Annotated in this window: 25 protein-coding genes; 22 read left to right on the top strand and 3 right to left on the bottom strand. The window is 39.5% G+C overall.

The window, feature by feature from the left end:
• Positions 1–11: 11 nt before the first annotated feature.
• Complete coding sequence (locus ACQKN2_RS20110) at positions 12–518, bottom strand: hypothetical protein (protein WP_427416517.1); 507 nt, start codon at positions 516–518, stop codon at positions 12–14.
• 790 nt (positions 519–1,308) lie between these two features.
• Here ACQKN2_RS20110 and ACQKN2_RS20105 point away from each other — a divergent pair.
• From ACQKN2_RS20105 to sdaAA, 4 genes are all read left to right on the top strand, one after another.
• Positions 1,309–1,671: an Asp23/Gls24 family envelope stress response protein gene (locus ACQKN2_RS20105; protein WP_427416516.1), complete on the top strand. Its 363-nt coding sequence runs from the start codon at positions 1,309–1,311 to the stop codon at positions 1,669–1,671.
• 16 nt (positions 1,672–1,687) lie between these two features.
• Complete coding sequence (locus ACQKN2_RS20100; protein WP_427416515.1) at positions 1,688–3,334, top strand: DAK2 domain-containing protein; 1,647 nt, start codon at positions 1,688–1,690, stop codon at positions 3,332–3,334.
• A 351-nt stretch (positions 3,335–3,685) separates the two neighbouring features.
• Positions 3,686–4,348, top strand: coding sequence for an L-serine ammonia-lyase, iron-sulfur-dependent subunit beta (gene sdaAB, locus ACQKN2_RS20095; RefSeq protein WP_323645225.1), 663 nt, complete (start codon positions 3,686–3,688; stop codon positions 4,346–4,348).
• A gap of 14 nt (positions 4,349–4,362) precedes the next feature.
• Complete coding sequence (gene sdaAA / locus ACQKN2_RS20090; protein ID WP_427416514.1) at positions 4,363–5,274, top strand: L-serine ammonia-lyase, iron-sulfur-dependent, subunit alpha; 912 nt, start codon at positions 4,363–4,365, stop codon at positions 5,272–5,274.
• Between the two features lie 139 nt (positions 5,275–5,413).
• On the opposite strand, the gene ACQKN2_RS20085 is transcribed toward sdaAA, so the two are convergent.
• Positions 5,414–5,662 carry a transporter gene (locus ACQKN2_RS20085; protein WP_427416513.1) on the bottom strand — a complete coding sequence of 83 codons (249 nt, stop codon included), beginning with the start codon at positions 5,660–5,662 and terminating at the stop codon, positions 5,414–5,416.
• A 627-nt stretch (positions 5,663–6,289) separates the two neighbouring features.
• On the opposite strand from ACQKN2_RS20085, the gene recG reads away from it, so the two are divergent.
• The 9 genes from recG (at position 6,290) to ftsY (ending at position 18,173) form a co-directional block, all read left to right on the top strand.
• Complete coding sequence (recG, locus tag ACQKN2_RS20080; RefSeq protein WP_427416512.1) at positions 6,290–8,335, top strand: ATP-dependent DNA helicase RecG; 2,046 nt, start codon at positions 6,290–6,292, stop codon at positions 8,333–8,335.
• Between the two features lie 129 nt (positions 8,336–8,464).
• Entirely contained in the window at positions 8,465–9,043 is a 579-nt protein-coding gene (gene fapR / locus ACQKN2_RS20075) for a transcription factor FapR (RefSeq protein WP_079560862.1), read from the top strand.
• The gene (gene plsX, locus ACQKN2_RS20070; RefSeq protein ID WP_427416511.1) at positions 9,040–10,032 is read left to right on the top strand and encodes a phosphate acyltransferase PlsX; all 993 of its coding nucleotides are present in this window, start codon (positions 9,040–9,042) and stop codon (positions 10,030–10,032) included. Before fapR ends, plsX begins: the two co-directional genes overlap by 4 nt.
• A gap of 205 nt (positions 10,033–10,237) precedes the next feature.
• Positions 10,238–11,191, top strand: a complete 954-nt coding sequence (fabD, locus tag ACQKN2_RS20065; RefSeq protein WP_427416510.1) for an ACP S-malonyltransferase — start codon at positions 10,238–10,240, stop codon at positions 11,189–11,191.
• Complete coding sequence (gene fabG / locus ACQKN2_RS20060; RefSeq protein ID WP_427416509.1) at positions 11,184–11,930, top strand: 3-oxoacyl-[acyl-carrier-protein] reductase; 747 nt, start codon at positions 11,184–11,186, stop codon at positions 11,928–11,930. Before fabD ends, fabG begins: the two co-directional genes overlap by 8 nt.
• Before the next feature lie 58 nt (positions 11,931–11,988).
• Positions 11,989–12,225 carry an acyl carrier protein gene (acpP, locus tag ACQKN2_RS20055; protein ID WP_068983180.1) on the top strand — a complete coding sequence of 79 codons (237 nt, stop codon included), beginning with the start codon at positions 11,989–11,991 and terminating at the stop codon, positions 12,223–12,225.
• 345 nt (positions 12,226–12,570) lie between these two features.
• On the top strand, positions 12,571–13,335 hold the full coding sequence (gene rnc, locus ACQKN2_RS20050) for a ribonuclease III (protein ID WP_427416508.1): 765 nt from the start codon (positions 12,571–12,573) through the stop codon (positions 13,333–13,335).
• 3 nt (positions 13,336–13,338) lie between these two features.
• Positions 13,339–16,920: a chromosome segregation protein SMC gene (smc, locus tag ACQKN2_RS20045; protein WP_427416507.1), complete on the top strand. Its 3,582-nt coding sequence runs from the start codon at positions 13,339–13,341 to the stop codon at positions 16,918–16,920.
• On the top strand, positions 16,917–18,173 hold the full coding sequence (gene ftsY, locus ACQKN2_RS20040) for a signal recognition particle-docking protein FtsY (protein WP_427416506.1): 1,257 nt from the start codon (positions 16,917–16,919) through the stop codon (positions 18,171–18,173). Before smc ends, ftsY begins: the two co-directional genes overlap by 4 nt.
• Here ftsY and ACQKN2_RS20035 read toward each other — a convergent pair.
• Entirely contained in the window at positions 18,170–18,304 is a 135-nt protein-coding gene (locus ACQKN2_RS20035; RefSeq protein ID WP_427416505.1) for a hypothetical protein, read from the bottom strand. The genes ftsY and ACQKN2_RS20035 overlap by 4 nt on opposite strands.
• A gap of 422 nt (positions 18,305–18,726) precedes the next feature.
• Between ACQKN2_RS20035 and ACQKN2_RS20030 the strand changes: the two genes are divergently transcribed.
• The 9 genes from ACQKN2_RS20030 (at position 18,727) to ylqF (ending at position 24,770) form a co-directional block, all read left to right on the top strand.
• Positions 18,727–19,062 carry a putative DNA-binding protein gene (locus ACQKN2_RS20030; protein WP_427416504.1) on the top strand — a complete coding sequence of 112 codons (336 nt, stop codon included), beginning with the start codon at positions 18,727–18,729 and terminating at the stop codon, positions 19,060–19,062.
• Between the two features lie 12 nt (positions 19,063–19,074).
• Positions 19,075–20,433: a signal recognition particle protein gene (gene ffh / locus ACQKN2_RS20025; RefSeq protein ID WP_427416503.1), complete on the top strand. Its 1,359-nt coding sequence runs from the start codon at positions 19,075–19,077 to the stop codon at positions 20,431–20,433.
• A gap of 94 nt (positions 20,434–20,527) precedes the next feature.
• Positions 20,528–20,800: a 30S ribosomal protein S16 gene (rpsP, locus tag ACQKN2_RS20020; RefSeq protein ID WP_053483320.1), complete on the top strand. Its 273-nt coding sequence runs from the start codon at positions 20,528–20,530 to the stop codon at positions 20,798–20,800.
• 15 nt (positions 20,801–20,815) lie between these two features.
• Complete coding sequence (locus tag ACQKN2_RS20015) at positions 20,816–21,049, top strand: KH domain-containing protein (protein ID WP_004269410.1); 234 nt, start codon at positions 20,816–20,818, stop codon at positions 21,047–21,049.
• Between the two features lie 399 nt (positions 21,050–21,448).
• On the top strand, positions 21,449–21,964 hold the full coding sequence (gene rimM, locus ACQKN2_RS20010; protein WP_427416502.1) for a ribosome maturation factor RimM: 516 nt from the start codon (positions 21,449–21,451) through the stop codon (positions 21,962–21,964).
• Positions 21,964–22,701 carry a tRNA (guanosine(37)-N1)-methyltransferase TrmD gene (gene trmD, locus ACQKN2_RS20005; protein ID WP_323645587.1) on the top strand — a complete coding sequence of 246 codons (738 nt, stop codon included), beginning with the start codon at positions 21,964–21,966 and terminating at the stop codon, positions 22,699–22,701. The genes rimM and trmD overlap by 1 nt, the downstream gene beginning before the upstream one ends.
• 116 nt (positions 22,702–22,817) lie before the next feature.
• On the top strand, positions 22,818–23,162 hold the full coding sequence (gene rplS, locus ACQKN2_RS20000) for a 50S ribosomal protein L19 (protein WP_049668419.1): 345 nt from the start codon (positions 22,818–22,820) through the stop codon (positions 23,160–23,162).
• Positions 23,163–23,268: 106 nt separating this feature from the next.
• A complete protein-coding gene (gene lepB, locus ACQKN2_RS19995) occupies positions 23,269–23,838 on the top strand; it encodes a signal peptidase I (protein ID WP_323645193.1) in 570 nt (189 codons plus the stop codon).
• 56 nt (positions 23,839–23,894) lie between these two features.
• Positions 23,895–24,770 (top strand): ribosome biogenesis GTPase YlqF, encoded by an 876-nt coding sequence (gene ylqF, locus ACQKN2_RS19990; protein ID WP_427416501.1) that lies wholly within the window; start codon positions 23,895–23,897, stop codon positions 24,768–24,770.
• Positions 24,771–25,717: the final 947 nt, after the last annotated feature.

Raw genomic sequence — 25,717 nt, 5'->3', positions numbered from 1 at the left:
GTATTTCCCCCTTAGTTTACGGTGATTTTTCCATTTTGATCACAGTATATAGTCAATGTATGAGAGTTATTATAAATTGAATCCTTGTAAAGTGTAAAATAACCACTCACATACATGTAACTATTAGATATCCAGTTCCATCCAGATACAGCGGTACCTGACCATCCCTTAGCGTAATTTCCCATCCATGCTCGGTTCCCTGATTCTAAAACTCTCTTTCCATCATAATAAAATGTGACACTTAGAGAATATTCTGCAACTGTAGAGCCAGAAGAAGTAAGGTAAAACCTTCCCGTTGCGGTTTTACTTTTATAGGATCCACGCGCATTTGGATTTGTTACATCCACTTCATCAATTTCATAATAGACCACTTCATCACTAGTTAGTACAATTTTCTGCAATCCTTCTAACTCATAAACTTCTGCATCCGTCTGTTCCTCAGCAAATACACTACTTGATACACTAAAGAAAATTGTTAGAGATAATACTATACTTAACATATTTTTAAGTTTTTTCATGTCTATCACTCCATTCTTATTGTCATAGTTTCTTTAATCCCGACAAAATACATAATTAGATTTGGCTCATCCGAATGTCTAATAAGAAATATCCTTTGGCATAGAAGAAAAATGAAATAATGTATCATTGTTTGTCAGCTTTTACCACCCCCGAAAAATAAATTATATATATAGCTTAACCAATGTACTGAATTTTCGCAATATTCGACAAAAAACAACAAGAATGATTTCTTTGCGTAGAACAATCCAAAATGTTTAGGTTTGTTTGATCTTCTTTTACTTCTGCTTTCCTGTGACTTGCGTACTAAATATATCGATCATTCTGAAGTCGATGAAGCAAAGAGCTATTGATTTTTTCGGTTGCTCCTACCATTGTTATGTTTGGTATCATGACTTGCTTTCATGGCTTTGTATCGATATGCAATTGCTTTTATTATAAAATTGCTGATCTTCATGTTGACAAAATGAAAGGATTGTCGGCTGATGCCGTTTTTAACTGCTTAAAATGCTATGTGTACACAAAATAGTAAGTAGCTAATTGCATAACATTGGTTGTGGATGCCATTTGTTAAAACTTATTCCATAGCTGATCAAGCACTATACACAGCAAAGCAAAAAGCTCGTAACAACTTTTACAGCAAAAGTGGAAATTTCGATGAAGATGTATGTTTACCTTTATAATGTCAGAAAAACGTTGGTACAGTGCGCTTTCATGCCTTCCAAGGTTGCTTAATGTATAACGAAAGTGTTACAATATCATTTAGTCAAAAAGAGCCAAGGGGGCATTTCTATGTCAATTGAGTTAAATAATGAATTCGGCCAAATTGATATTTCAACTGATGTACTTGCACAAATAGCTGGTGGCGCTGCTGTAGAGTGCTACGGTATTGTTGGCATGGCATCTAAACATCAAATTCGTGATGGTCTAACTGATATTTTACGTAAAGAAAATTTCGCAAAAGGTGTTGTAATTCGAAAAAAGGACGACGATTTACATATTGATATGTACATTATTGTTAGTTACGGGACAAAAATTTCGGAAGTTGCTTACCAAGTACAATCGAAAGTGAAATATACAGTAGATAAAACATTAGGTATGAGCGTAAAATCTGTCAATATCTTTGTGCAGGGCGTTCGTGTAGCGAATGATTAAGGAGGAACTAAATCGAATGCAGTCTTTAGACGGAATAAAGTTTGCAGAAATGGTGCAAATGGGTGCCCATCACCTATTCCAAAATGCAAATTATGTTGATTCATTAAATGTATTTCCAGTACCAGATGGTGATACAGGAACGAATATGAACTTATCGATGACATCTGGTGCAAAGGAAACAGAGCAATATGTCTCAGAACATATCGGCAAAACATCCCAAGCTTTATCAAAAGGTTTACTTATGGGAGCACGCGGGAATTCTGGCGTTATTTTATCGCAGTTATTCCGTGGCTTTGGTAAATTTATTGAAAAAGAAGCGACAATTGATGCCAAAGGTTTAGCAGGTGCTTTCCAAGCTGGCGTTGAAACTGCCTATAAAGCAGTAATGAAGCCGGTTGAAGGAACGATTTTAACAGTTGCGCGTGAAGCGGCGAAAAAAGGCGTGGAAGTGGCAGAAACTGAAACCGATATCATTGCAGTGATGGAAGCATTTACTGCTGAAGCACAGGCTTCATTAGAGCGTACACCTGAGCTTTTACCTGTTCTAAAAGAAGTAGGTGTTGTAGATAGTGGCGGCCAGGGTCTATTATTTGTATATGAAGGATTTTTAGCATCCTTAAAAGGTGAGCCATTACCGGTGAAAAATGAAGCAACTTTAGATGATTTAATTAATGCAGAGCATCATAGAGCACAAGATTTCATGAGTACTGTGGATATTGAGTTCGGGTATTGTACAGAAATCATGGTACGTTTTGAAGAAGGAAAAGAGCCGTTTAGCGAGGAACAATTCCGTAATGAATTAAACCCTCTAGGTGATTCTTTACTTGTTATTTCAGATGAAGAGATTGCAAAAGTGCATATTCATTCTGAGCAACCAGGCTCTGTTTTAGCAATGGGTCAAAAATATGGTAGCCTTATTAAAATTAAGGTCGACAATATGCGTGAACAGCATTCTGCCATTGTTGGTGAGGATCATAAAGCACCTTCTGCCAAAAAAGCAGAAAAGCATCCATATGCAATTGTAACGATTGCAATGGGCGAGGGAGTTGCTGAATTACTTCGTTCAATTGGTGCTTCTTATGTTATTGAAGGCGGTCAAACAATGAACCCTTCAACTGAAGATATTGTGAAGGCGGTACAGGAAATTGGTGCTGAAAAAGTATTGATATTACCAAATAACAAAAATATCGTCATGGCAGCAGAACAAGCAGTAGAGCTTTTAGATATCGAAGCGGCTGTAGTTCCAACGAAAACAATCCCTCAAGGTATGGCGGCGATTCTATCGTTTAATCCTGAGGCGACAGTTGAAATGAACCAAGCAACAATGACAGAAGCTTATGCAAATGTTAAAACAGGTCAAGTAACTTATGCAGTTCGAGATACATCTATTGATGGTGTGGAAATTCATAAGGACGATTTCATGGCTCTTGCTGAAGGTAAAATTGTATTATCTACTCCAGCATTAAAAGATGCCGCTGAGAAGGTAATTACTGATTTAGTGGATGAAGATGCAGAAATTGTAACAGTTATTTATGGTGAGGATACAACAGAAGAAAATGCCTCGGAATTAGTGAAATTTATTGAAGCGAAGTATCCAGAGGTTGAAGTAGAGTTATTTAATGGTAAACAAGGATTATATCCATATATTATTTCGGTAGAATAATTCAATGCTACTTTGCGGATAAGTAGACAAAGCAGTGCACACAACGTGTACTGCTTTTGTTTATGGTACAAAGAGATCAGGGGATTATATAGTATATAAGTTAGCTAAAATTAACGATTTGATGTACGCATCCATAGGACAGTGTATTTGGAAATGCTGGAATATCGGCAGTTTGAAATCACTGTTTATTGGGAGTAGACAAAAGTTAATCAATATTTCCATTGTATAAATTATAGTCGTGTAAATTTTCTGAAAGTTGATAAAGAAATGTTTTGCTTTTATAGTAACTATCAAGCATTATATAAGTAAAAAATCAAAAAAATTATATAGATAGAATAGAGGGGTGTTATTATGAAGTTTACTTCAGTATTTGATATTATTGGACCAGTGATGATTGGGCCTTCTTCTTCTCATACGGCAGGTGCCGCACGAATTGGACGTGTTGCTAGAGATTTATTTGGAAGACAACCAAAGTGGGCGAAAATACACTTATATGGTTCGTTTGCGGAAACGTATAAAGGACATGGAACAGATGTAGCTTTGATAGGGGGCTTATTAAATTACGATACATTTGATGAGCGGATTAAAACAGCTTTTGCCGATGCAGAAAAGGCAGGCTTAGATTATGAATTTATCCCAGAAACAGCAAATATGGAGCATCCGAATACAGCTCGCCTTGTGATTGGCGATGATGAAGGAGAGATGTCCGTTGTAGGTATTTCTATCGGTGGCGGTAAAATTGAAGTCAGTGAGGTTAATGGCTTCAAGTTGCGTCTAACAGGTGGTATGCCAGCAATTCTTGTTGTCCACGATGATCGTGCTGGTTGTATTGCCAATGTGGCAAATTGCTTAGCGATGCATGCGGTCAATATTGGACATATGGAGGTTTCTCGTATTGAACGTGGTTTAACAGCCCTTATGGTGATAGAAATCGATCAAAACATCGAGGATAAAGTATTACAACAAATTTCTTTAATACCACATATTTCGAAGGTTTCTAAAATTAATAACTAAGGAGGTGTCCCAATATGGACGTATTGTTTCATAATGTTCGTGAACTAGTTGAACGAGCAGAGCAAGAAGGAAAGCTAATTTCTGAAATTATGATAGAGCAGGAAATGTTAATAACTGGACGCACTAAGGAAGAAATTATACAGCAAATGGACAATAATTTAACGGTGATGGAGGAAGCTATTGAAAGAGGCTTGAAAGGTGTTAAATCTGTAACGGGTCTAACAGGCGGTGACGCCGTATTGCTTCAGAATTACATTGCACAAGGAAATTCATTGTCGGGGGATTTATTACTAGACGCGGTAAGTAAAGCAGTTGCGACAAATGAAGTTAATGCGGCTATGGGTACAATTTGTGCTACCCCAACTGCAGGCTCTGCTGGAGTTGTACCAGGGACGCTGTTTGCAGTGAAGAACAAACTAAATCCGACACGCGAGCAAATGATTCGTTATTTATTCACATCAGGTGCTTTTGGCTTCGTTGTTGCCAATAATGCTTCGATTTCTGGTGCTGCTGGTGGCTGTCAAGCAGAGGTTGGCTCAGCTGCTGGTATGGCAGCGGCTGCAATTGTTGAGATGGCTGGTGGTACGCCACAGCAATGTTCAGAAGCATTTGCCATTACACTCAAAAATATGCTAGGGCTTGTTTGTGATCCAGTAGCTGGATTAGTAGAGGTTCCTTGTGTTAAGCGGAATGCTATGGGAGCAGCAAATTCACTTGTGGCTGCGGATATGGCACTTGCAGGAGTCACAAGTCGCATTCCATGTGATGAAGTGATTGGCGCAATGTATCGAATTGGACAATCTATGAGTCCGAATTTAAAAGAAACGGCACGTGGAGGCCTAGCTGCAACACCAACAGGTAAAGCTATTAGCAAAGCCATTTTTGATAATGGGAATTTAGAAAGTATTAAGTCACTTCAAAAATAAAAATATGAAACACGCTTTTCCTAAGGGGAGGCGTGTTTTTTTGAGCTAAAGAGAAATACGTTCTTGGTGATACTACGTATTGTAAGGCAATTAAAAAGAAAATGACCTTTTGGTTTTTGACCTGAAGGCTTCTGCGTTTTTAGTAAGGAGTTGGGGTAGGATAACAGGCAACAGCATCAATCAATCCTTCGTCAAATCCGTAGAATGCCCAGTAGGAACCGTTCCATCTATATCCAGATACTTCACCCATTTCTATACGAGTAGGATAAAACCAAAATTCTCTACCATTTCTAAGCCATACATAAGTGTTTTGATATACACAGTCAATAACATAGGACACAGGAGGTTTTGATGGTCTGAAGGTTGGTGGTGGTTGTTGTGGCCTCATTGTCCCTTGAAGTGGAAAATATCCCAAGCGATTTCACTCCTTTTTCAACATTATATGCTGAGAAAAAATTAATGCATTTATTTAACAGGACTATTAAAAACCTAAAAATTGTAAAGCTATGTATTTCAACTAAAGGTGGGCTTTATTTGAAGCTCGAAATACAACAGAAGGCATCGAGGTGCTCTTTATGTGGGCCTACTTAAAGAAATAACTATCTAGGTGTGTTGATTAGAAATAAATAAGTTTATTATGGAGCGATAAAAGGGTTTTTTTGTTGCTATTTTGCTAATATATTCCCCATCTTAACTGATCGTAGCGGGAATCAGAGCCTTCTAATTAATTAGTATGGATAAAAATGGTTAATTAACACACCTGATAACTAGCAATCTAATTATTGATGAATTAAATTGCTATGTTAGTGAAAATGAAAAGTTATATAATAATATTGAAATTAATAATGCACAGGGTGAATTGATCAGAAGTGTTAAACGTAAGCAACAATATAACGAAAGCCAAAACAATCGTTAAGAAAGGGGAAAACTCATATGCTGAAAAATAGTATGGTGATACGAATGACTGCAGATAAAGTACTTGTGGTGAAAAACTTTGAAGGAGCTGTCGTGCAAGGTGACTGATTTAACGAACCCCGTTACTAATTTAAAGGGAATCGGGAAAGAAACAGCAGGACATTTAGAAGCATTGGGCATCGAGACGGTAGCGGATTTGTTATGGACGTTTCCGCATCGACACGAGGATTTTCGTTTAAAAGATTTGGCGCAAACACCACATAATGAACGTGTCACTGTTGAGTGTAAAGTTGAACGTGAACCAACAGTTTTGTTTTTAGGTCGCAATAAATCACGATTACAAGTGACGGTGTTGGCAGGTCGACATTTAGTGAAGGTTGTTTTTTTTAATCAAGGCTACTTGAAACAAAAGCTTGTACCTGGAGCTATTATTACCGTTACAGGTAAATGGGACCGAGGCAGACAAGTTATTAATGGAACGACAGTAACATTTGGTCCTAAGACCGATCAAGTTGACTTTGAACCTGTTTATAGTCTAAAAGGTTTGATTCCGCAAAAGCGTTTTCGTAAATATATGCGACAAGTGCTAGATGAGTTTGGTGCTGACATACCTGATGCTGTTCCGCAACGTTTACGGGAGGATTATAAGCTCGCTGCAATACGGGATGGGCTTGAAGGAATTCATTTCCCTATCGATGCAGGACATGCGAAGCAAGCTAGAAGACGCTTTGCCTATGAAGAGTTACTAAACTTTCAACTACGGATTCAAGCGTTACGTAAAATTCGAAAGGACAGTGAGCGTGGAACCGTTATACAGTTTGATTTGCAAAAGATACGTGCCTTTATTGCATCGTTACCATATGAATTAACGGGTGCACAAAAACGCGTCGTCAATGAAATTTGCAAAGATTTAAAAGAGCCACATCGTATGAACCGTTTACTCCAAGGTGATGTAGGGTCAGGGAAAACTGTTGTTGCGGCAATATGTTTATATGCGGCTATAACTGCTGGTTTTCAGGGGGCATTAATGGCACCGACGGAAATTTTAGCTGAGCAGCATGCTGAGAGTTTGAAGGAATGGTTTGAGCCATTTGGCGTAAGTGTAGCTTTACTATCGGGATCGACGAAAGCGAAGGAACGTCGTTTGCTTTTAGAAGAACTGGTAAATGGAGACATAGATATTTTAATTGGTACACATGCGCTAATTCAGCCAGATGTCGTTTTTTACAAGCTTGGTTTTGTAATTACAGATGAACAGCACCGTTTTGGTGTTGAGCAGCGTAGAATATTGCGTGATAAAGGAGAAAATCCAGATGTGCTCTTTATGACGGCGACGCCAATACCGCGTACACTCGCGATTACGGCATTTGGAGAAATGGATGTTTCAATGATCGATGAAATGCCGGCAGGGCGTAAGCAAATTGAAACACATTGGATGAAAAAAGAGCAATTTGGTTCTGTTATGTCAAAGCTAGAATTGGAGCTTGCTGCTGGTAGACAGGCTTATGCTATTTGTCCACTGATCGAGGAATCAGACAAGCTGGATGTACAAAATGCTGTGGAAATCTATGAGCAGCTTGCTGCATATTTTAATGGGCGTTACAATGTCGGATTAATGCATGGTCGCCTATCCGCGGATGAAAAAGACGCTGTCATGCGGGCCTTTAGTGAAGGAACTATTCATGTGCTTGTATCTACAACCGTTGTTGAGGTTGGGGTTAACGTGCCGAATGCAACTTTTATGATTATTTATGACGCTGAACGCTTCGGCTTAGCTCAGCTACATCAGCTACGCGGGCGTGTTGGACGAGGAGAACATCAGTCATATTGTGTGTTGCTTGCTGATCCAAAATCCGATGAAGGCAAAGAGCGAATGCAGTCGATGACGGAAACAAATGATGGCTTCCGCCTTGCTGAAAAGGATTTGGAATTACGTGGACCAGGGGATTTCTTTGGGCGTAAACAAAGTGGGTTGCCAGATTTTAAAGTAGCGGATTTAGTGCACGATTATCGAATCCTTGAAACTGCTAGAAAAGATGCGACGGATATGATTGGAACAGATGCTTTTTGGCATGATGATGAGTACAAATATTTACGTGACATGCTTGAAAATTCTGGCGTTTTACAAGGGGATCGCTTCGATTAATTGAACATGGATGCTTAATTAGGAATGTGAGTACTTGTTTATAAAACAAGTCTTGCATTCTTTTTTTATACTCTATATACTGATATTAGTACCAAGTGCTAATAACAACTAAAAAGGTGGCGAATGATGTTGAGACGAACGAAAAAAGAGCGACAGCGACTATTATCCGAAACGATAGCTGATAATCCATTCGTCACAGATGAACAGCTAGCAACACAGTTTCAGGTTAGTGTCCAAACAATTCGTTTAGATCGTATGGAATTAGCGATTCCGGAATTACGAGAACGAATTAAAGATGTTGCTTCAAAAACCTATGAAAATGAAGTAAAATCACTACCGATTGATGAAGTAATCGGAGAAATAATTGATATTGAATTGGATAATCGTGCATTATCTATTTTTGACGTAAAAGAAGAACATGTTTTTCAGCGCAATGGCATCGCACGTGGACATCATTTGTTTGCGCAGGCAAACTCATTAGCGGTAGCAGTTATTGACGACGAACTAGCATTAACAGTACACTCTAACATTTCCTTTGTGAAACCTGTTAGAGCTGGAGATCGTGTTATTACAAAAGCGATCGTTATCGGACGTGATGAAAAAAGTCATCGTACAAAAGTAGAGTTAACGTCCACTGTTAACGGTGAAACAGTTTTTGTTGGTGAATTTGATATGTACCGCACGAAAGGTAAAGGTGAACAACAATGAAATTAGCGCTTGATGGAATGGGTGGCGACAACGCACCGAAATCAGTTGTTGAAGGTGCTTTATTAGCATTAGAGCAAATTCCAAATTTAGAAATTCAATTATATGGTCAGCAGGAAAAGCTTGAACCATTTATAAAAATACATGATCGATTAACTGTAGTACATTGTGATGAAGTTGTCGAAGGGACAGACGATCCAGCACGCGCGGTTCGTCGTAAAAAGGATTCATCGATGGCACGAATGATGGATGCAGTTGAAGAAGGAAAGGCAGATGCTTGTCTTTCAGCAGGTAATACAGGAGCTTTAATGGCAGGAGGCTTATTTAAAGTAGGACGTATTGAAGGGATTGCTAGACCTGCTCTAGCTACTACACTTCCTACTTTAGATGGTAAGGGCTTTTTAATGCTTGATTTAGGAGCAAATGCAGACGCGCGACCTGAGCATTTATTGCAATATGCGATTATGGGCGATATTTATGCGAAAAAGGTAGGCGGTTTACAAAAGCCACGTATCGGCTTGTTAAACATCGGTACTGAGGATAAAAAAGGGAATGAATTAACGAAGGCGGCTTTTGGTTTATTAAAAGAAGCGGATTTAAACTTTATCGGTAACGTAGAAGCTCGTGATTTACTTGAAGGGGTAGCGGACGTTGTTGTAACAGACGGCTTTACAGGTAATATGGTGCTGAAATCGATAGAAGGTACTGCTGGTGCGTTATTTTCAATGTTAAAAGAAGCATTTATGGCTTCAACAAAAACAAAAATCTCGGCAGTGCTTATGAAAAATAATTTACGTGACCTAAAAAATAAAATGGACTACACAGAGTACGGTGGTGCAGGTTTGTTTGGTTTACAAGCACCTGTGATTAAGGCACATGGCTCATCCAATGCTAAAGCAATATACAGTGCAATTCGCCAAGCGAATACGATGGTTGAGCATACAGTCATCTCGACGATTACAGATACAGTACGTCACTTAGAAATTGAGTAACTTCTTTCAGCACCGGCTGAAATAGAAGAACTCAGTCTAAGAACGCCACGTCCTGTGGCAAAGACTGAGTGACCAACATCGTGTTGGCCCAAAGCCTCCGGCGGATGTCACGAAATCGGAAGGGAGTGCTTTGTGCAAGCACAAAGCCGATTCCGGACGCAATTATGCCGAGGCATAATTGATTAAAAAAGGGGATTAATGAGAAATGACGAAAATAGCATTTGTTTTTCCAGGCCAAGGTTCTCAAGTAGTTGGGATGGGGCAAGAGTTTATTGAGAATTCGGCAGAAAGTAAAGCATTTTACGAGCGTGCAAATCAATCACTTGGCTTTGAGCTATCTAAGCTTATGCTAGAGGGACCAGCCGAGGAGCTAACATTGACTTACCATGCTCAGCCTGCACTCCTAACTACAGGTGTGATGGTTGCAGAAAAATTACGTGCAGCAGGTATTGTGCCAAATTATGCAGCTGGACATTCACTTGGGGAATATGGCGCATTAGTAATCGCTGGTGTGCTATCGTTTGAGGATGCAGTGTCTGTTGTGCATAAGCGTGGGCTTTATATGAATGAAGCTGTACCTGCAGGGCAAGGTGCTATGGCAGCCATTCTAGGGATGGAGCTTGAGGCATTGCATGAAGTAACTGAAAAAGTATCTGCGGCAGGTGATCCAGTTCAAGTAGCAAATGTAAACTGTCCAGGACAAATCGTTATTTCTGGCACAAAGGAAGGCGTTGAAAAAGCTTCCTTAGCGGCAAAGGAAGCTGGTGCAAAACGAGCAATTCCTTTAGTTGTTAGTGGTCCATTCCATTCAGAACTAATGAGACCATCATCTGAAAAATTAAAAGAAACATTGGCTAATCTATCAATGTCAGCTCCACAAATTCCTGTAATCGGCAACGTAATGGCGAAAGAATTAGAGGATGTTCCGGCTATTCAACATGAGCTAGTAGAACAAGTATATAGCGCTGTGCAGTGGGAAGCATCTGTGCGTGAAATGATTGCACAAGGTGTGGATGTCTTTATTGAGTGTGGACCAGGCAAAGTATTAAGTGGATTAGTGAAAAAAATCGATCGATCTGTTACGACATACTGTGTTTATGATGAAACATCATTAGAGGCTGTACTAGAAGCGGCGAAGGAGTGGACAATTAATGCATAAATTAGAAGGTAAAGTAGCTGTTGTAACTGGTGCTTCACGTGGAATAGGACGTGCTATAGCATTAAAGCTTGCTAATGAGGGTGCTAAAGTTGTCGTAAACTACAGCGGTTCACAGGCAAAAGCAGAAGAAGTGGTCGCGGCGATTCAAGAGAATGGCGGCGAGGCAATTGCTGTACAAGCAAGTGTTTCAAAAACAGAAGAAGTTACAGCATTAATGGATGCAGCGGTGAAAACATTCGGCTCGCTTGATATTTTAGTGAATAATGCAGGTATAACTCGTGATAACTTGTTAATGCGTATGAAAGAAGATGAATGGGACGATGTGCTAGATACGAACCTAAAAGGCGTTTTCCTTTGTACAAAAGCAGTAACACGTCAAATGATGAAGCAACGCGCAGGCCGTATCATTAATATTTCATCGATTGTCGGTGTAGCTGGTAATGCGGGGCAAGCTAATTACGTAGCTGCAAAAGCAGGTGTTATTGGGTTAACTAAAACGACTGCTAAGGAATTAGCATCACGTAATATTTTAGTGAACGCGATTGCACCAGGCTTTATCGAAACTGAAATGACTGAACAACTACCAGAAGATCTAAAACAAGGTATGCTTACGCAAATTCCGCTAGCAAAACTTGGGCAGCCTGAGGATATCGCAAAGGCAGTAGCTTTTCTAGCTTCAGATGATGCTAACTATATGACTGGTCAAACGTTACATATAGATGGCGGCATGGTCATGTAATTTCGATTAGTCATAAATAATGATTTTTTGTATAATCATTTGAGGGGAGGTGAATGATTTGACTACAGTATTAGAACGCGTAACAAAAGTAATCGTGGACCGTTTAGGTGTTGAAGAAAGTGAAGTAACTCTAGAAGCTTCTTTCCGTGATGATTTAGGTGCTGACTCATTAGACGTAGTTGAGCTTGTAATGGAGCTTGAAGACGAATTCGATATGGAAATTTCTGATGAAGATGCTGAAAAAATCTCAACAGTAGGTTCTGCAATTTCATACATCGAAAGTAAAATAAACTAATTCGTTTTAACTTTATCTAGCAGAAACTTAATCACCTCTAGCGGTGCTGACATGACTGCGGTCATTTTACAATAAAAGTTTATGATTGAATAAAGTTAAAGCTTTTAGCAGAAATTACTCCTGCTTTTTCTTACATGTGAAGAGCAGAAAATGCTAAGGTGTATTTTTAAAAAAGGGACGAAATGGTTCGTTATGCGAACTGTGACCGTCCCTTTTTTTTATTTTGGAAAATAATTAAATGATAAAACTTCCAAAACATTGTATTTAAGCCGAAATACTTTTGCATAAATGCCTTGAAAAAGGTACACTTAAACGGTAGAAACTATTAGGAAGGCAGATTGTTCAATGGCTATGAAAAGAAAAGGAATTATGCAGAAATCGGGCGTACTTCCTGAAAAAGTACGCAATCAATTCGAGCTGTTACAGCATGAATTAACTATCACATTTAGTAATAAAAATTTATTGTATCAAGCATTCACGCATTCATCTTATGTGAATGAGCATCGCCGTAAATTGTTTACGGATAATGAGCGTCTTGAATTTTTAGGAGACGCAGTACTTGAACTGTCTGTTTCTAAATACCTTTTTGAGAAATACCCTCATATGAGTGAAGGTGAGTTAACGAAGCTACGGGCATCCATAGTATGTGAGCCATCACTTGTTATCTTTGCAAATGAATTAGGTTTTGGCCGCTTTGTATTACTCGGAAAAGGTGAGGAATTAACAGGTGGACGGGAACGCCCGGCGCTACTTGCAGATGTATTTGAGTCATTTGTTGGCGCCCTTTATTTAGATCAAGGCTTACAAACGGTTGTGTCCTTTTTAGAACGAATCGTATTCCCGAAAGTAGAAGTCGGTGCTTTTTCGCATGTGATGGATTTTAAAAGCCAATTGCAAGAAATGGTACAGCAAACAAATAACGGTCTTCTTCATTATGAAATTGTTGATGAAAAGGGTCCAGCACATAACCGTACCTTTGTATCGAGCGTACTGTTAAATGGACAGGAGCTCGGAATTGGTCGTGGGAAATCAAAAAAAGAAGCCGAGCAGCAAGCAGCGCAATGCGCAATGCGTATGATGCGTGAGCGCACTGCAAAAGAGGAGGCTTAATAGATGTTCCTAAAACGACTCGAAGTGATTGGCTTTAAATCTTTTGCGGAGCGCATTGGAATTGATTTTGTACCCGGTGTTACAGCAGTAGTTGGACCAAATGGCAGTGGAAAAAGTAATGTCATTGATGCCATTCGTTGGGTACTTGGGGAGCAATCGGCAAAGTCGTTACGTGGGGCAAAGATGGAGGATGTTATTTTTGCTGGGAGTGACTCACGTAAGCCACTAAACTTTGCAGAGGTAACACTAATTTTAGATAACACAGATGAACAGCTTGCTTTTTCGTATACAGAAGTCAGTGTAACAAGACGCGTATACCGTTCAGGTGATAGTGAATATTTACTTAATAACCAGCAGTGTCGCCTGAAGGATATTACGGACTTGTTTATGGACTCGGGACTTGGGAAAGAGGCCTTCTCCATTATTTCACAAGGCCGTGTCGATGAAATTTTAAATAGCCGACCTGATGACCGTCGTTCAATTTTTGAAGAGGCAGCTGGCGTGTTAAAGTATAAACTAAGAAAGAAAAAGGCAGAGCATAAGCTTGTTGAAACAGATGAAAATTTGTATCGTGTTTTAGATATTTTACATGAGCTAGATAGTCGTCTGGAGCCGTTAGAAATTCAGGCATCAAGTGCAAGAGATTATGTGCAAATGTCAACAGAGTTAAAGGATTTTGATATCGCCATCCTTGTGCACGATTTAAAAAATTGTGCACAATCTTTGCATGCTCTGAAAACTGAGTACACAGAGCTTTATGAAACAGAGCAAAAACAAGCTCATCATATTTCTTCGATAGATAAACAAACTGCTAGTATTCGTAAGCTTTTAAAAGAGCTAGATGACTATTTAGATACGACTCAGGCTGAGTTTGTTAATGCAACGATGGAGGTAGAGCGTTGGGATGGTCGTAAAGCGTTAATGGCTGAAAAGCGCCAAAATGCTTCTAATCAACTACTTCAATTAAATACGGCATTACAAGAAGCAAAAGATGAGGTTGAGGCTCTTATAGCTCAAGAGCAAGAGAAAAAAGAATTGTTCGGTGAAAAGCAGCAAGAGGTATCAGAGCTGAAACAAAGCATTAAGCAAGTAGAGCAATCTTTAAATCGCTCTGTTTCTGAAATTGAACAAGAAATTGAAGAACAAAAAAATCGATATATCGACTCCTTAAACGAAGAAGCAACAGTAAAAAATGAATTAAAAAATATTGAACAACAATTAGTGCAGCAAAAAGCGATGGCGGCACGAATGTCAGGCCAAACGGATGAAATCGGGCAAGAACTTGCAGAAATTCTAGCGGAAAAAGAGAAGTTAGTTGTTGCTCATACTACAACAACAAACGAATTACAGGAAAGACTTGAGCAATATGAAGCATTTCAAATACAGCTTAAGAACGTGAATGCATCATTTAATGAAAAGCAGGATATGCTTTATAAAGCTTATCAGCATCAGCAGCAACTTAAGGCTAGAAAAGATACGCTAGCTGAACTAGAAGCTGATTTCTCTGGGTTTTTCCATGGAGTAAAAGAAGTATTATTAGCGCGTGATAAAGGTGAATTAGCTGGAATTGAGGGAGCCGTTGCTGAGTTAATTCAAGTGGAAGGGAAATATTCTCAGGCTATTGAAACGGCTTTAGGGGCAGCCTCTCAGCATATTGTGACAACCGATGAACGATATGCGCAACAGGCGATTCATTGGTTAAAACAAAAAAGAGCTGGACGCGCAACATTTTTACCGAAAACCGTTATCAAGTCACGGAAAATCAATCTATCTATGATTCAGCAAGCCACTGAGCATCCAGCATTTGTTCGAATGGCTGATGCACTTGTCACGTTCGGTGAGGAGAACCGCACAATTGTCGAGAACCTCCTTGGCAATGTCATTGTTGCATCAAGTTTAGAAGGTGCAAGTCAAATTGCTCGATTATGTGGGTTTAGATATCGTGTTGTAACACTTGATGGTGATATCGTCAATGCAGGCGGTTCATTAACGGGTGGTGCAACGAAGCAACAATCTTCACTTTTTACAAGAAAAGCGGAATTAGATGGTTTAATAGTAAAGCTAGAATCATTGGAAGCATCTATTTATAGTGCTGAACAGGCTGTCACGGATGAAAAAGAGAAGCTTGCAGTATTGCGAGACAAAGTAGAACAATTGAAACTTGACGGTGAACAACTACGAAAAGATGAAATGCAACAAGCGGGTCGTATTCGTGAGCTAGAGGTTGTCGAGAAAAGCTTATCTGCACGAGTATCTTTTGCTTCTAATGAAACGCAAGATGTAAAAACTCGCGAAGAGGCATTGTTAGCTCAAAAGGAAGCGGCTACGGAGCGTTTAACGGCACTAGCAACAGAGCTGTTAGAGATAAATGAAACAGTGGAACAACTAAGTAAAGTGAAGCTACAAAGTGAATCGGAGAAAGATGTACTTCGTGAGCAGTCAGCAGAAAAACGCTCGCAGTTAGCAGTAATGCAGGAGCAAATGTCACAAGTGCAAATTGCTACAGCAGAGTTAGCCCTACAATTAAACAAAGCTCGTCAAAAAGTCGACAATATTTCTCAGGAAATAATCTGGCTTCAATCTGATGAATCGACAAAACTTTTAAGCGATGAAGAAGTGGATGAGCAGGTTGCTACGTGGAAAGCGCGAAGAGATTCGCTGCAGGATACTATTTCACAGAAAAAAGATGAAAAAGTAGCACAACAACAAGAGCTTACTTCTTTAGAAGAACAGCTGAAAGAATTGCAACGTACACATAAAGGCTATCTTGAGGCGATCCGTGCAAATGAATTGAAGCGAAGTCGTGTAGAATTCGAAATCAATAATTTCAATGACCAGCTAGAAGAGAATTACCAGCTAACATTTGAAGAAGCTGAAGAGTTAGCCCTTGCAATTGAAGATGAAGAGCATATGCGACGTCGAGTGAAATTACTGAAGAAATCTATAGAAGAGCTAGGTCCTGTTAATTTGAGCGCCATTGAGGAATACGATCGGGTACTTGAACGCCATTCATTTTTAACAGAGCAGCGCGAGGATTTACTTGCTGCACAGGAAACATTACATGAGGCTATTAAAGAAATGGATGAAGAAATGACGCTACGATTTAGTGAAACATTCTATGCCATTCGAGAGCAATTTAAACGTGTATTCCGTGAATTGTTTGGTGGCGGTCAGGCAGATTTAGTATTATTGGACCCTCAAAACCTGCTTGAAACAGGGATAGAAATTGTAGCTCAACCACCAGGGAAAAAATTACAAAATCTAAGCTTGCTTTCTGGTGGTGAACGTGCACTAACTGCAATCGCTTTATTATTCTCCATCTTAAATATACGACCTGTACCATTCTGTATTCTCGATGAGGTAGAGGCGGCTTTAGATGAGGCAAATGTCGTTCGATATAGCCAATATTTGAAGAAATTTAGCCTTAATACGCAATTTATTGTCATCACACATCGTAAAGGAACGATGGAGGGAGCAGATGTGCTGTATGGTATTACAATGCAGGAATCTGGTGTATCTAAACTTGTATCAGTAAAATTAGAAGATGAACCCGAACTTGCGGAGCAAAGGAGCGAACAAGCATGAGTTTTTTTAAACGTTTAAAAGATAAATTGGTAGGCAACCCAGTCGAGGAAGAAAAAGTAGAAGAGATTACTGAAGAAGAAGCTGCTGAACAGAAACAAGACGAAGCAACAGAGCCTACTCAAATTGAAGAAATTGTAGAGGAAGTTGAAAAAGTAGAGGAAGTTTCTGTAACGGAAAGCTCAATTGAAACTGAAATTCCTGAAGCAATGGAAGATCAAGAACAACTAGAGCAACAAGAAGTGCAAGAAGTCGCGATAGTAGAAGAACCAGAAGAGGAGAAAAAACCTTCTGCATGGTCTATTACACAAAAGTTCAAGGCTGGACTGGAAAAAACACGTAATTCATTTACTTCAAAAGTGAATGATCTAGTTGCTCGCTATCGAAAAGTGGACGAAGATTTCTTTGAAGAATTAGAAGACTTATTATTACAGGCAGACGTTGGCTTTGAAACAGTAATGGAGCTAATGGACAAATTACGCTTCGAAGTTCAGCGTAAAAATATAAAAGATACAAACGGAATTCAAACGCTTATTTCTGAAAAACTTGTGGAAATTTATGAGCAAGGAGAAGAGGATTTAATCGAACTTAATATGCAACCTGAAGGTGAGCTTACTGTCGTTTTATTCGTTGGGGTAAACGGTGTTGGGAAAACGACTACCATCGGTAAACTTGCTCATCGTCTAAAATCACAAGGTAAAACAGTTGTTTTAGCGGCAGGCGATACTTTCCGTGCTGGTGCCATCGACCAATTACAAGTTTGGGGAGACCGTGTTGGTTGTGAAGTGATTAAACAATCGGAAGGCTCAGATCCAGCGGCGGTTATGTACGATGCAATTCGTGCAGCGAAAAACCGTAAAGCAGATGTGTTAATTTGTGATACAGCAGGGCGTCTGCAAAATAAAGTGAACTTAATGAATGAGCTTGAAAAAGTTCATCGAGTAATTTCTCGAGAGATACCGAATGCTCCGCATGAAGTACTATTAGCATTAGATGCAACAACAGGTCAAAATGCACTTGTTCAAGCACAAACATTTAAGGAAGCTACAAATGTAACAGGGATCGTTTTAACAAAGCTTGACGGCACTGCTAAAGGTGGTATTGTTCTTGCTATTCGAAATAAATTACACATTCCTGTGAAGTTTATTGGTCTTGGTGAAAAGATGGATGATTTACAACCATTTGATGCAGAGCGCTATGTGTATGGCTTATTTGCGGATGGTTTAGATAAAGAATTACAAAATAGTGAGGATTAACTTCTTTCAGCGGATATCCAAACACCCGCTGAAATAGAGGAACTCAGTCTAAGAACGCCACGTCCTGTGGCAACGACTGAGTGACCAACATCATGCTGCTGACGCTGCGTTAGCACTACGCTTTCGCGCAAAAAACATCTGTTGGCCTAAAGCCTCCGGCGGATGTCACGGAATCGGAAAGGAGTTCTTAGAGGATGTTAGCCTAAAATCATCGCATCCATGCGATAACGGCTAACTGACCTGCATCGGTAAAAACGCCACGTCCTGTGGCATTACCGAAATGACCGACATCGTGTCGGCCCTCGTGCAGGCCTAAGCACAAAGCCGATTCCGGACGCAATTATGCCGAGGCATAATTGATCAAGTAATTTGTTAATTGAAGCGCTCGTCTGTAGTCAGGTGGATCGCGTTGTTTAAAAGGGAAATACTAGCTATAGGTGAAAAACGCCTAAAAAGCAGTTAATTAAGGCTTTTAGACAAGGAGATTACCTTGACACAGACGGGCGCTTTTCGTTATGATACAAATGACTAATAACGGGAGGAGAAACATTCGATGCTACTTGAAAAAACAACACGCATGAACTTTCTCTTCGACTTTTATCAAGCATTATTAACAGATAAGCAACGAAGTTATATGGAGCTCTATTATTTAGATGATCACTCACTTGGAGAGATCGCTGAATCGTATGGGATTTCACGCCAAGCTGTTTATGATAATATTCGTCGAACAGAAGCGATGCTTGAAGAATATGAAGAAAAACTATGTTTACTTGAAAAATTTCAACAACGTACACAAATGCTTGCGCAGCTAACAACAGGGATTACAGAACAAAGTATGACAGTTGAAGAGCAGCTAACGCTTATAGAACAGTTGAAAGAATGGGATTAGGAGGCGAAAGCAATGGCTTTTGAAGGATTAGCGGAACGACTCCAAGGAACGATCCAAAAGATTAAAGGTAAAGGTAAAGTATCGGAACAAGACGTTAAAGAAATGATGCGAGAAGTCCGATTTGCTTTAATCGAGGCGGATGTTAACTTAAAAGTAGTCAAAGAATTCGTTAAAAAGGTCAGTGAACGTGCTATCGGTGTAGATGTTATGCAAAGCTTAACACCAGGTCAGCAAGTTATTAAAATCGTACAAGAAGAGTTAACAGAATTGATGGGTGGCGAGCAAAGCCCAATTAAATTTAATACAAAGCCACCAACTGTTATTATGATGGTCGGCTTACAAGGTGCAGGTAAAACGACAACTACTGGTAAATTGGCAAATGTGTTACGTAAAAAATATAATCGTAAGCCATTACTAGTTGCTGCAGACGTTTATCGTCCAGCTGCTGTTCAGCAGTTACAAACATTAGGAAAACAGTTATCCCTACCTGTTTTTGCGTTAGGAACCGATGTATCTCCAGTAGAAATTGCACGTCAGGCAATTGAATTGGCAAAAGAAGAACATCATGATGTCGTTATTATCGATACAGCTGGTCGCTTGCATATCGATGAAGATTTAATGCAAGAATTAAAAGATATTCGTGCGTTAAAAGAGCCGGATGAAGTATTCCTAGTTGTAGATGCTATGACAGGTCAGGATGCTGTCAACGTGGCAGAAAGCTTTAATGAAGCAGTCGGTATTACAGGGGTTGTTTTAACGAAGCTTGATGGTGATACACGTGGTGGTGCGGCGTTATCAATTCGTTCCGTTACACAGAAGCCGATTAAGTTTGTCGGTATGGGTGAGAAGCTGGATGCGCTAGAACCTTTCCATCCAGAGCGTATGGCGTCTCGTATATTAGGTATGGGTGACGTATTATCGCTTATTGAAAAGGCTCAGGCAAATGTTGACGAAGCGAAGGCTAAAGAACTAGAGGAAAAATTTAAAACCCAGAGCTTTACATTTGATGATTTTGTTGAACAATTGCAGCAAGTAAAGAAAATGGGTCCGCTTGACGAAATTTTAAAAATGTTACCAGGTGCCGGCAAAATCAAAGGCTTAGACAATGTTAAAGTTGATGATAAGCAAATGGGCCGCGTAGAAGCGATTATTTATTCGATGACACCTGCTGAGAAGACGAATCCGGAAATTATTAATGGTAGCCGTAAAAAGCGCATAGCGAAGGGTTCAGGGACATCAATTCAAGAGGTAAATCGTTTAATAAAGCAATTTGATGAAATGAAAAAAATGATGAAGCAAATGACAGGCATGGCAAGTGGCAAAGGAAAGAAAAAGATGAAACTACCAGGCTTCGATTCATTGTTTAAATAATAATTTTTAGGTGTTAAGAAAAAACACTTTACAAACAACCTAAACATTGATAATATACTATCTTGTGTGAAACTTATTCGGAGGTGCTATTAAAATGGCAGTTAAAATTCGCTTAAAACGTATGGGAGCTAAAAAATCTCCTTTCTATCGTATCGTAGTTGCAGACGCTCGTTCACCACGTGACGGTCGTTCAATCGAAACAGTTGGTACTTACAACCCACTTACTCAACCAGCTACTGTAAACATCGATGAAGAGAAAGCTCTTAAATGGTTAACTGACGGTGCGAAACCATCAGATACAGTGCGTAACTTGTTCTCAGAACAAGGAATCATGGAGAAATTCCATAACCAAAAATTCAGTAAATAATCGGGGGCGACGTCTTTGAAGCAGCTGATTGAAGCAATCGTTTTACCGTTAGTCGATTATCCAGAAGAAGTTCGTATAGAGACGGATGAAAATGCAAATCGAATTGTTTATAAACTTTTTGTTCATCCAGAGGATCGAGGGAAAGTCATAGGCAAGCAAGGGCGAGTAGCGAAAGCAATTCGTACAATTGTTTATTCAGCGGCGGGTAGTCACCATCAAAAAAAGACCTACGTCGATATATTGGATTGATAGAAAAGATTTTCACGCTCTTTTACATGCAACAAGCACTGGAGAGTCCTGATAGGTATGTTTACATGCATTTGGGAATTCGAAGTGGCCTTGAGGTAAAGCGGAAAATCTGGACTACAAAGGAAGGAGCTTGCCGGTTCCTTCCTTTTTTCATTATCATCATTACTTTGAGAGGTAATTGAACATAATGACATTAAGGGAGACTAGTCAACTTCTTAGCTATAACATCGTCCGCCAAAAGTTAATCTGCTACTTTAGGTGAAAGTGAGAGAAGGTTACTTTTGTTCTGGCTAGCTAGTAGCTTGACGGGGATAGGCATGTTTAGCAATTGTGTACTGTGCGAAAGCGAAGCGACAGCACAATTATGTCAAGGCGAAATTGATACGAGGTGAGATTTGAATGGAATGGTTTAATGTAGGTCGTATTGTCAATACACACGGTATTCGCGGCGAGGTGCGTGTGTTATCAACAACAGACTTTGAAGATGAGCGCTTCACAGTAGGAAATAAGCTTGCGGCGTTTAAAAAAGACGATAAAAAGCCAACATGGGTAACGATTGAATCAATGCGTCGTCATAAAAACTTCATTTTATTAACTTTTGAAGGAATGAATAACATCAACATTGTTGAACCTTTTAAAGAAGGAATGCTTAAAATTACAAAGGATCAATTGACAGATGATTTATTAAAGGAAAATGAATTTTTCTTCCATGAAATAATTGGCTGTACAATTGTATCTGAAGAAGGCGAAACGATCGGAGTAGTGGCCGATATTCTTCAAACAGGTGCAAATGATGTATGGGTAGTCAAGGGCAGTAAAAAAGAGCATTATATCCCATATATCGAGGACATCGTTAAGGAAATTGATGTTGATGAGAAGAAAATTGTGATACATGTAATGGAAGGCTTGTTATGATGAATATCAATGTGTTAAGTCTATTTCCTGATATGTTTACAGGCGTCTTTGGTGCATCCATATTAAAGAAAGCACAGGAAAAAGGTGCTGTACAGTTAGAAGTAACTGATATCCGTGGGTTTTCGGGTAACAAGCATAATCAAGTAGACGATTATCCGTATGGTGGTGGCGCGGGAATGGTATTAAAACCAGAGCCGATGTTTAGCGCTGTCGAGTCCATTACGGAAGGAAGAAATCCTCGTATCATTTTGATGTGTCCACAAGGTGAGCGTTTTACTCAAAAAAAGGCAGAAGAGCTAGCGCAAGAACAAGAACTAGTATTTTTATGTGGCCATTATGAAGGCTATGATGAACGCATTCGTCAGCATCTTGTTACAGACGAGATTTCAATTGGAGATTTCGTATTAACTGGTGGAGAGTTAGGGGCTATGACGGTTATAGATAGCGTTGTACGGCTTCTGCCGGGGGTTTTAGGACAAGAGGATTCCCACATACAAGATTCGTTCTCAACAGGTCTTCTAGAGCATCCACATTATACACGACCTGCTGAATTTCGTGGAATGAAAGTACCTGATATTTTACTATCGGGCAATCATGCGAAGATTGAGCAATGGCGTGAGGAAGAGTCTTTGAAAAGAACATTCGAGCGTCGTCCGGATTTACTCGAGAATTATCCGTTAACAGATAAGCAAAAATTGTATGTAGAAAAACTTAAAAACAACAATAAAGATGCTTGATTGCTATCTATATTTATGATAACATCTAATCTGTACTTCTATGTGGAGTACTGAATTACGGTGTTCCGCTGTGGCATAGATTGCGTGCAAGAGCATCTGTCTAAGGAGAGAAAACAATGTCAAACATTATTACAGAAATTACTAAAGCTCAGCTTCGCACTGATCTACCAACTTTCCGTCCTGGTGATACTGTTAAGGTACACGTGAAAGTAGTAGAGGGTACTCGTGAACGTGTCCAAGTATACGAAGGTGTAGTAATCAAACGTCGTGGTGGCGGTATTAGCGAAACTTTCACAGTTCGTAAAATTTCTTATGGTGTAGGTGTTGAACGTACATTCCCTGTACACACACCAAAAATCGCTAACTTAGAAGTTGTACGTCGTGGTAAAGTACGTCGTGCTAAACTTTACTACCTACGTAACCTACGTGGTAAAGCTGCTCGTATTAAAGAAATTCGATAATTATGACTTAAAAGTGAGGGGCTTGTGCAACAAGCCCTTTTTCTTTTTGCTTGTCATCTTAAATAGCTATCAACTAAAATGAGGATAGACAAGGGGGCAATTCTCGATGGAAAAACAGGTTAAGGAAAAGAATGAACTATGGGAATGGACAAAGGCACTTCTAATTGCATTTGCGATTGCAGCGATTATTCGTTATTTTTTATTTACACCTATTGCAGTAGATGGAGAGTCCATGATGCCAACCCTTGAAGATGGCGATCGAATGATTGTGAATAAAATTGGTTATAAAATAGGTGAACCAAAACGCTTTGATATTGTTGTATTCCATGCTCCAGAAAAGAAGAACTATATTAAACGTGTTATTGGGTTACCGGGAGATACTTTGGAATATAAAAATGATCAATTATACATTAACGGTGAACCGATAGACGAGCCTTATTTAGATGCTTACAAATCAAAAATTACAGAAGGTACTTTAACAGAGGATTTTACGTTAAACGACATTGATGTAAACCTAAAAGATAATGTAATTCCAGATGGTTATGTTTTCGTTATGGGAGATAATCGTCGATACAGTAAGGACAGTCGTCATATTGGACTCGTCGATCAGAAAGAGATTATTGGTAATACAAGTCTGATTTTCTGGCCGTTTAGTGATATTAAAATTGTAAAGTAATTCTTGAAAGGGAGGGCTAAACACTCCCTTTTTCTTTTAGTTTAGGAGGTATAGATATGACTATACAATGGTTTCCAGGGCATATGGCAAAGGCCCGAAGAGAAGTAACAGAAAAATTAAAGCTCGTTGATATTATATTTGAATTAATAGATGCACGTTTGCCTCTATCTTCCCGAAATCCGATGATAGACGAAGTGATTAATCAAAAACCACGTCTTCTTATTTTAAATAAATCAGATATGGCGGATGAGCAGGAAACACGTAAATGGGTTGAATACTTTGCTCAACGGGGCCATAAGGCAGTAGCAATCAATTCCCTTGAAGGCAAAGGATTACAGCAGGTGACAAAGGCTGCTCAAGAAATATTAAAAGAAAAATATGAGCGTATGAAGGCACGTGGGATGAAGCCAAGAGCTATTCGTGCAATGATTGTTGGAATTCCTAACGTAGGGAAATCGACGCTAATTAATCGTCTAGCAAAGAAAAATATAGCCAAAACAGGTAATACTCCGGGTGTAACTAAGGCTCAACAATGGATAAAGGTTGGCAAGGAGCTTGAATTACTCGATACGCCAGGTATTTTATGGCCGAAATTTGAAGATCAAGAAGTAGGCTACAAATTAGCCCTAACAGGTGCTATAAAGGATACTATAACGAATATGGAGGATTTAGCTGTATATGGTCTACGCTTTTTATCCATTCATTATCCAGCACGAATGGAAGAACGCTATGGCTTCCAGTTTGTACATGAAGATTTAGTTGAGACTTTCGACCATATCGGTAAACTTCGTCGTGTGTTCGGTCCTGGCGGAGAAATTGATTATGATCAAGTATCTCAACTAATCGTTAGAGATATTCGTGGTTTACAATTAGGCAAACTAACATTTGACTTTGTTCACGAACAACTTGAAAAAGAAGCAGAGCAGCAATAAAGAAAACTGTCATACTCACGTCATAAATCGTGAGCGTGACAGTTTTTCTTTTAGGAATACTTCTTCTTGCCGATATAGGATATAGAACGAGAAAAATAAGCAATAAATATTTTTGAATCAAAATAGGAGCTTTCCATTATAACGTAGGATTGATTTCCGTTCCGACTGGGCGCTTTCCTCGGGGCGTCCGATGAGCCGCTTGGGCCAACAGATGTTTTCTGCGCGAAAGCGTAGTGCTAACGAAGCGGCAGCAGCACCGATGTTGGTCACGAAGGCGTTATCACAGGATGTGATGTTTTTAGCCTTCGTTCCTCTATCGCTGGTACCCGAGGAGTCGCCCAGTCTCCAATCAATAAATATGCATGAAATACTCTAAATATAATTTTAGTGATGATTCAAAATCTGTTCTTTATAAAAAAGAATTGTTAGTATAAAAGCATATTGAGCAAAGTACGAGTGACGAGGAGGTTCAGGCCAAACACGTCGAAAAGCGTCCTCCTGAAGTGATTGTGCATACAAGTACATATTCCAAAATGGGAACACGCCAAAACGTTAAGGCGAATCTTTAGCAATAAAAAAACTATGAACTGAAAGAAGTATCGTCGAAAACTACTAGAACGTAAAATTAACGATTAACTTCTTTCGGCAAATGTCTTTTGTACCGAAAGCGTAGCGACAGGTACAGGTGTCCAAACACCCGCTGAAGTAGAGGAACTCAGTCTAAGAACGCCACGTCCTGTGGCAATTTATCTGTGCGAAAGCGTAGCGACAGCAACACATGACTGAGTGACCAACATCACGTTGGCCCAAAGCCTCCGGCGGATGTCACGGAATCGGAAAGGAGTTCTTAGGGGATGTTAGCCTAAGATCATCGCATCCATGCGATAACGGCTAACTGACCTGCATCGGTAAAAACGCCACGTCCTGTGGCATTACCGAAATGACCG

The sequence above is a fragment of the Lysinibacillus sp. NPDC093688 genome, from assembly GCF_050280145.1.
GTDB classification, from domain to species: Bacteria; Bacillota; Bacilli; order Bacillales_A; family Planococcaceae; genus Lysinibacillus; species Lysinibacillus xylanilyticus_B.
The sequence above is the reverse complement of the archived record's forward strand: the minus strand, read 5'-3'. Positions and strand labels throughout refer to the sequence as shown.

Excerpts from the sequence above, each read along its gene's own strand:
- ACQKN2_RS20105 (WP_427416516.1), top strand. The coding sequence starts at position 1,309 with ATGTCAATTGAGTTAAATAATGAATTCGGCCAAATTGATATTTCAACT.
- rnc (WP_427416508.1), top strand. The coding sequence starts at position 12,571 with ATGGCTATGAAAAGAAAAGGAATTATGCAGAAATCGGGCGTACTTCCT.
- ACQKN2_RS20030 (WP_427416504.1), top strand. The coding sequence starts at position 18,727 with ATGCTACTTGAAAAAACAACACGCATGAACTTTCTCTTCGACTTTTAT.
- sdaAB (WP_323645225.1), top strand. The coding sequence starts at position 3,686 with ATGAAGTTTACTTCAGTATTTGATATTATTGGACCAGTGATGATTGGG.
- fabD (WP_427416510.1), top strand. The coding sequence starts at position 10,238 with ATGACGAAAATAGCATTTGTTTTTCCAGGCCAAGGTTCTCAAGTAGTT.
- rpsP (WP_053483320.1), top strand. The coding sequence starts at position 20,528 with ATGGCAGTTAAAATTCGCTTAAAACGTATGGGAGCTAAAAAATCTCCT.
- ACQKN2_RS20110 (WP_427416517.1), bottom strand. The coding sequence starts at position 518 with ATGAAAAAACTTAAAAATATGTTAAGTATAGTATTATCTCTAACAATT.
- rplS (WP_049668419.1), top strand. The coding sequence starts at position 22,818 with ATGTCAAACATTATTACAGAAATTACTAAAGCTCAGCTTCGCACTGAT.
- ACQKN2_RS20100 (WP_427416515.1), top strand. The coding sequence starts at position 1,688 with ATGCAGTCTTTAGACGGAATAAAGTTTGCAGAAATGGTGCAAATGGGT.
- ACQKN2_RS20085 (WP_427416513.1), bottom strand. The coding sequence starts at position 5,662 with ATGAGGCCACAACAACCACCACCAACCTTCAGACCATCAAAACCTCCT.
- rimM (WP_427416502.1), top strand. The coding sequence starts at position 21,449 with ATGGAATGGTTTAATGTAGGTCGTATTGTCAATACACACGGTATTCGC.
- plsX (WP_427416511.1), top strand. The coding sequence starts at position 9,040 with ATGAAATTAGCGCTTGATGGAATGGGTGGCGACAACGCACCGAAATCA.
- ftsY (WP_427416506.1), top strand. The coding sequence starts at position 16,917 with ATGAGTTTTTTTAAACGTTTAAAAGATAAATTGGTAGGCAACCCAGTC.
- trmD (WP_323645587.1), top strand. The coding sequence starts at position 21,964 with ATGAATATCAATGTGTTAAGTCTATTTCCTGATATGTTTACAGGCGTC.
- ffh (WP_427416503.1), top strand. The coding sequence starts at position 19,075 with ATGGCTTTTGAAGGATTAGCGGAACGACTCCAAGGAACGATCCAAAAG.
- sdaAA (WP_427416514.1), top strand. The coding sequence starts at position 4,363 with ATGGACGTATTGTTTCATAATGTTCGTGAACTAGTTGAACGAGCAGAG.
- fabG (WP_427416509.1), top strand. The coding sequence starts at position 11,184 with ATGCATAAATTAGAAGGTAAAGTAGCTGTTGTAACTGGTGCTTCACGT.
- ylqF (WP_427416501.1), top strand. The coding sequence starts at position 23,895 with ATGACTATACAATGGTTTCCAGGGCATATGGCAAAGGCCCGAAGAGAA.
- smc (WP_427416507.1), top strand. The coding sequence starts at position 13,339 with ATGTTCCTAAAACGACTCGAAGTGATTGGCTTTAAATCTTTTGCGGAG.
- lepB (WP_323645193.1), top strand. The coding sequence starts at position 23,269 with ATGGAAAAACAGGTTAAGGAAAAGAATGAACTATGGGAATGGACAAAG.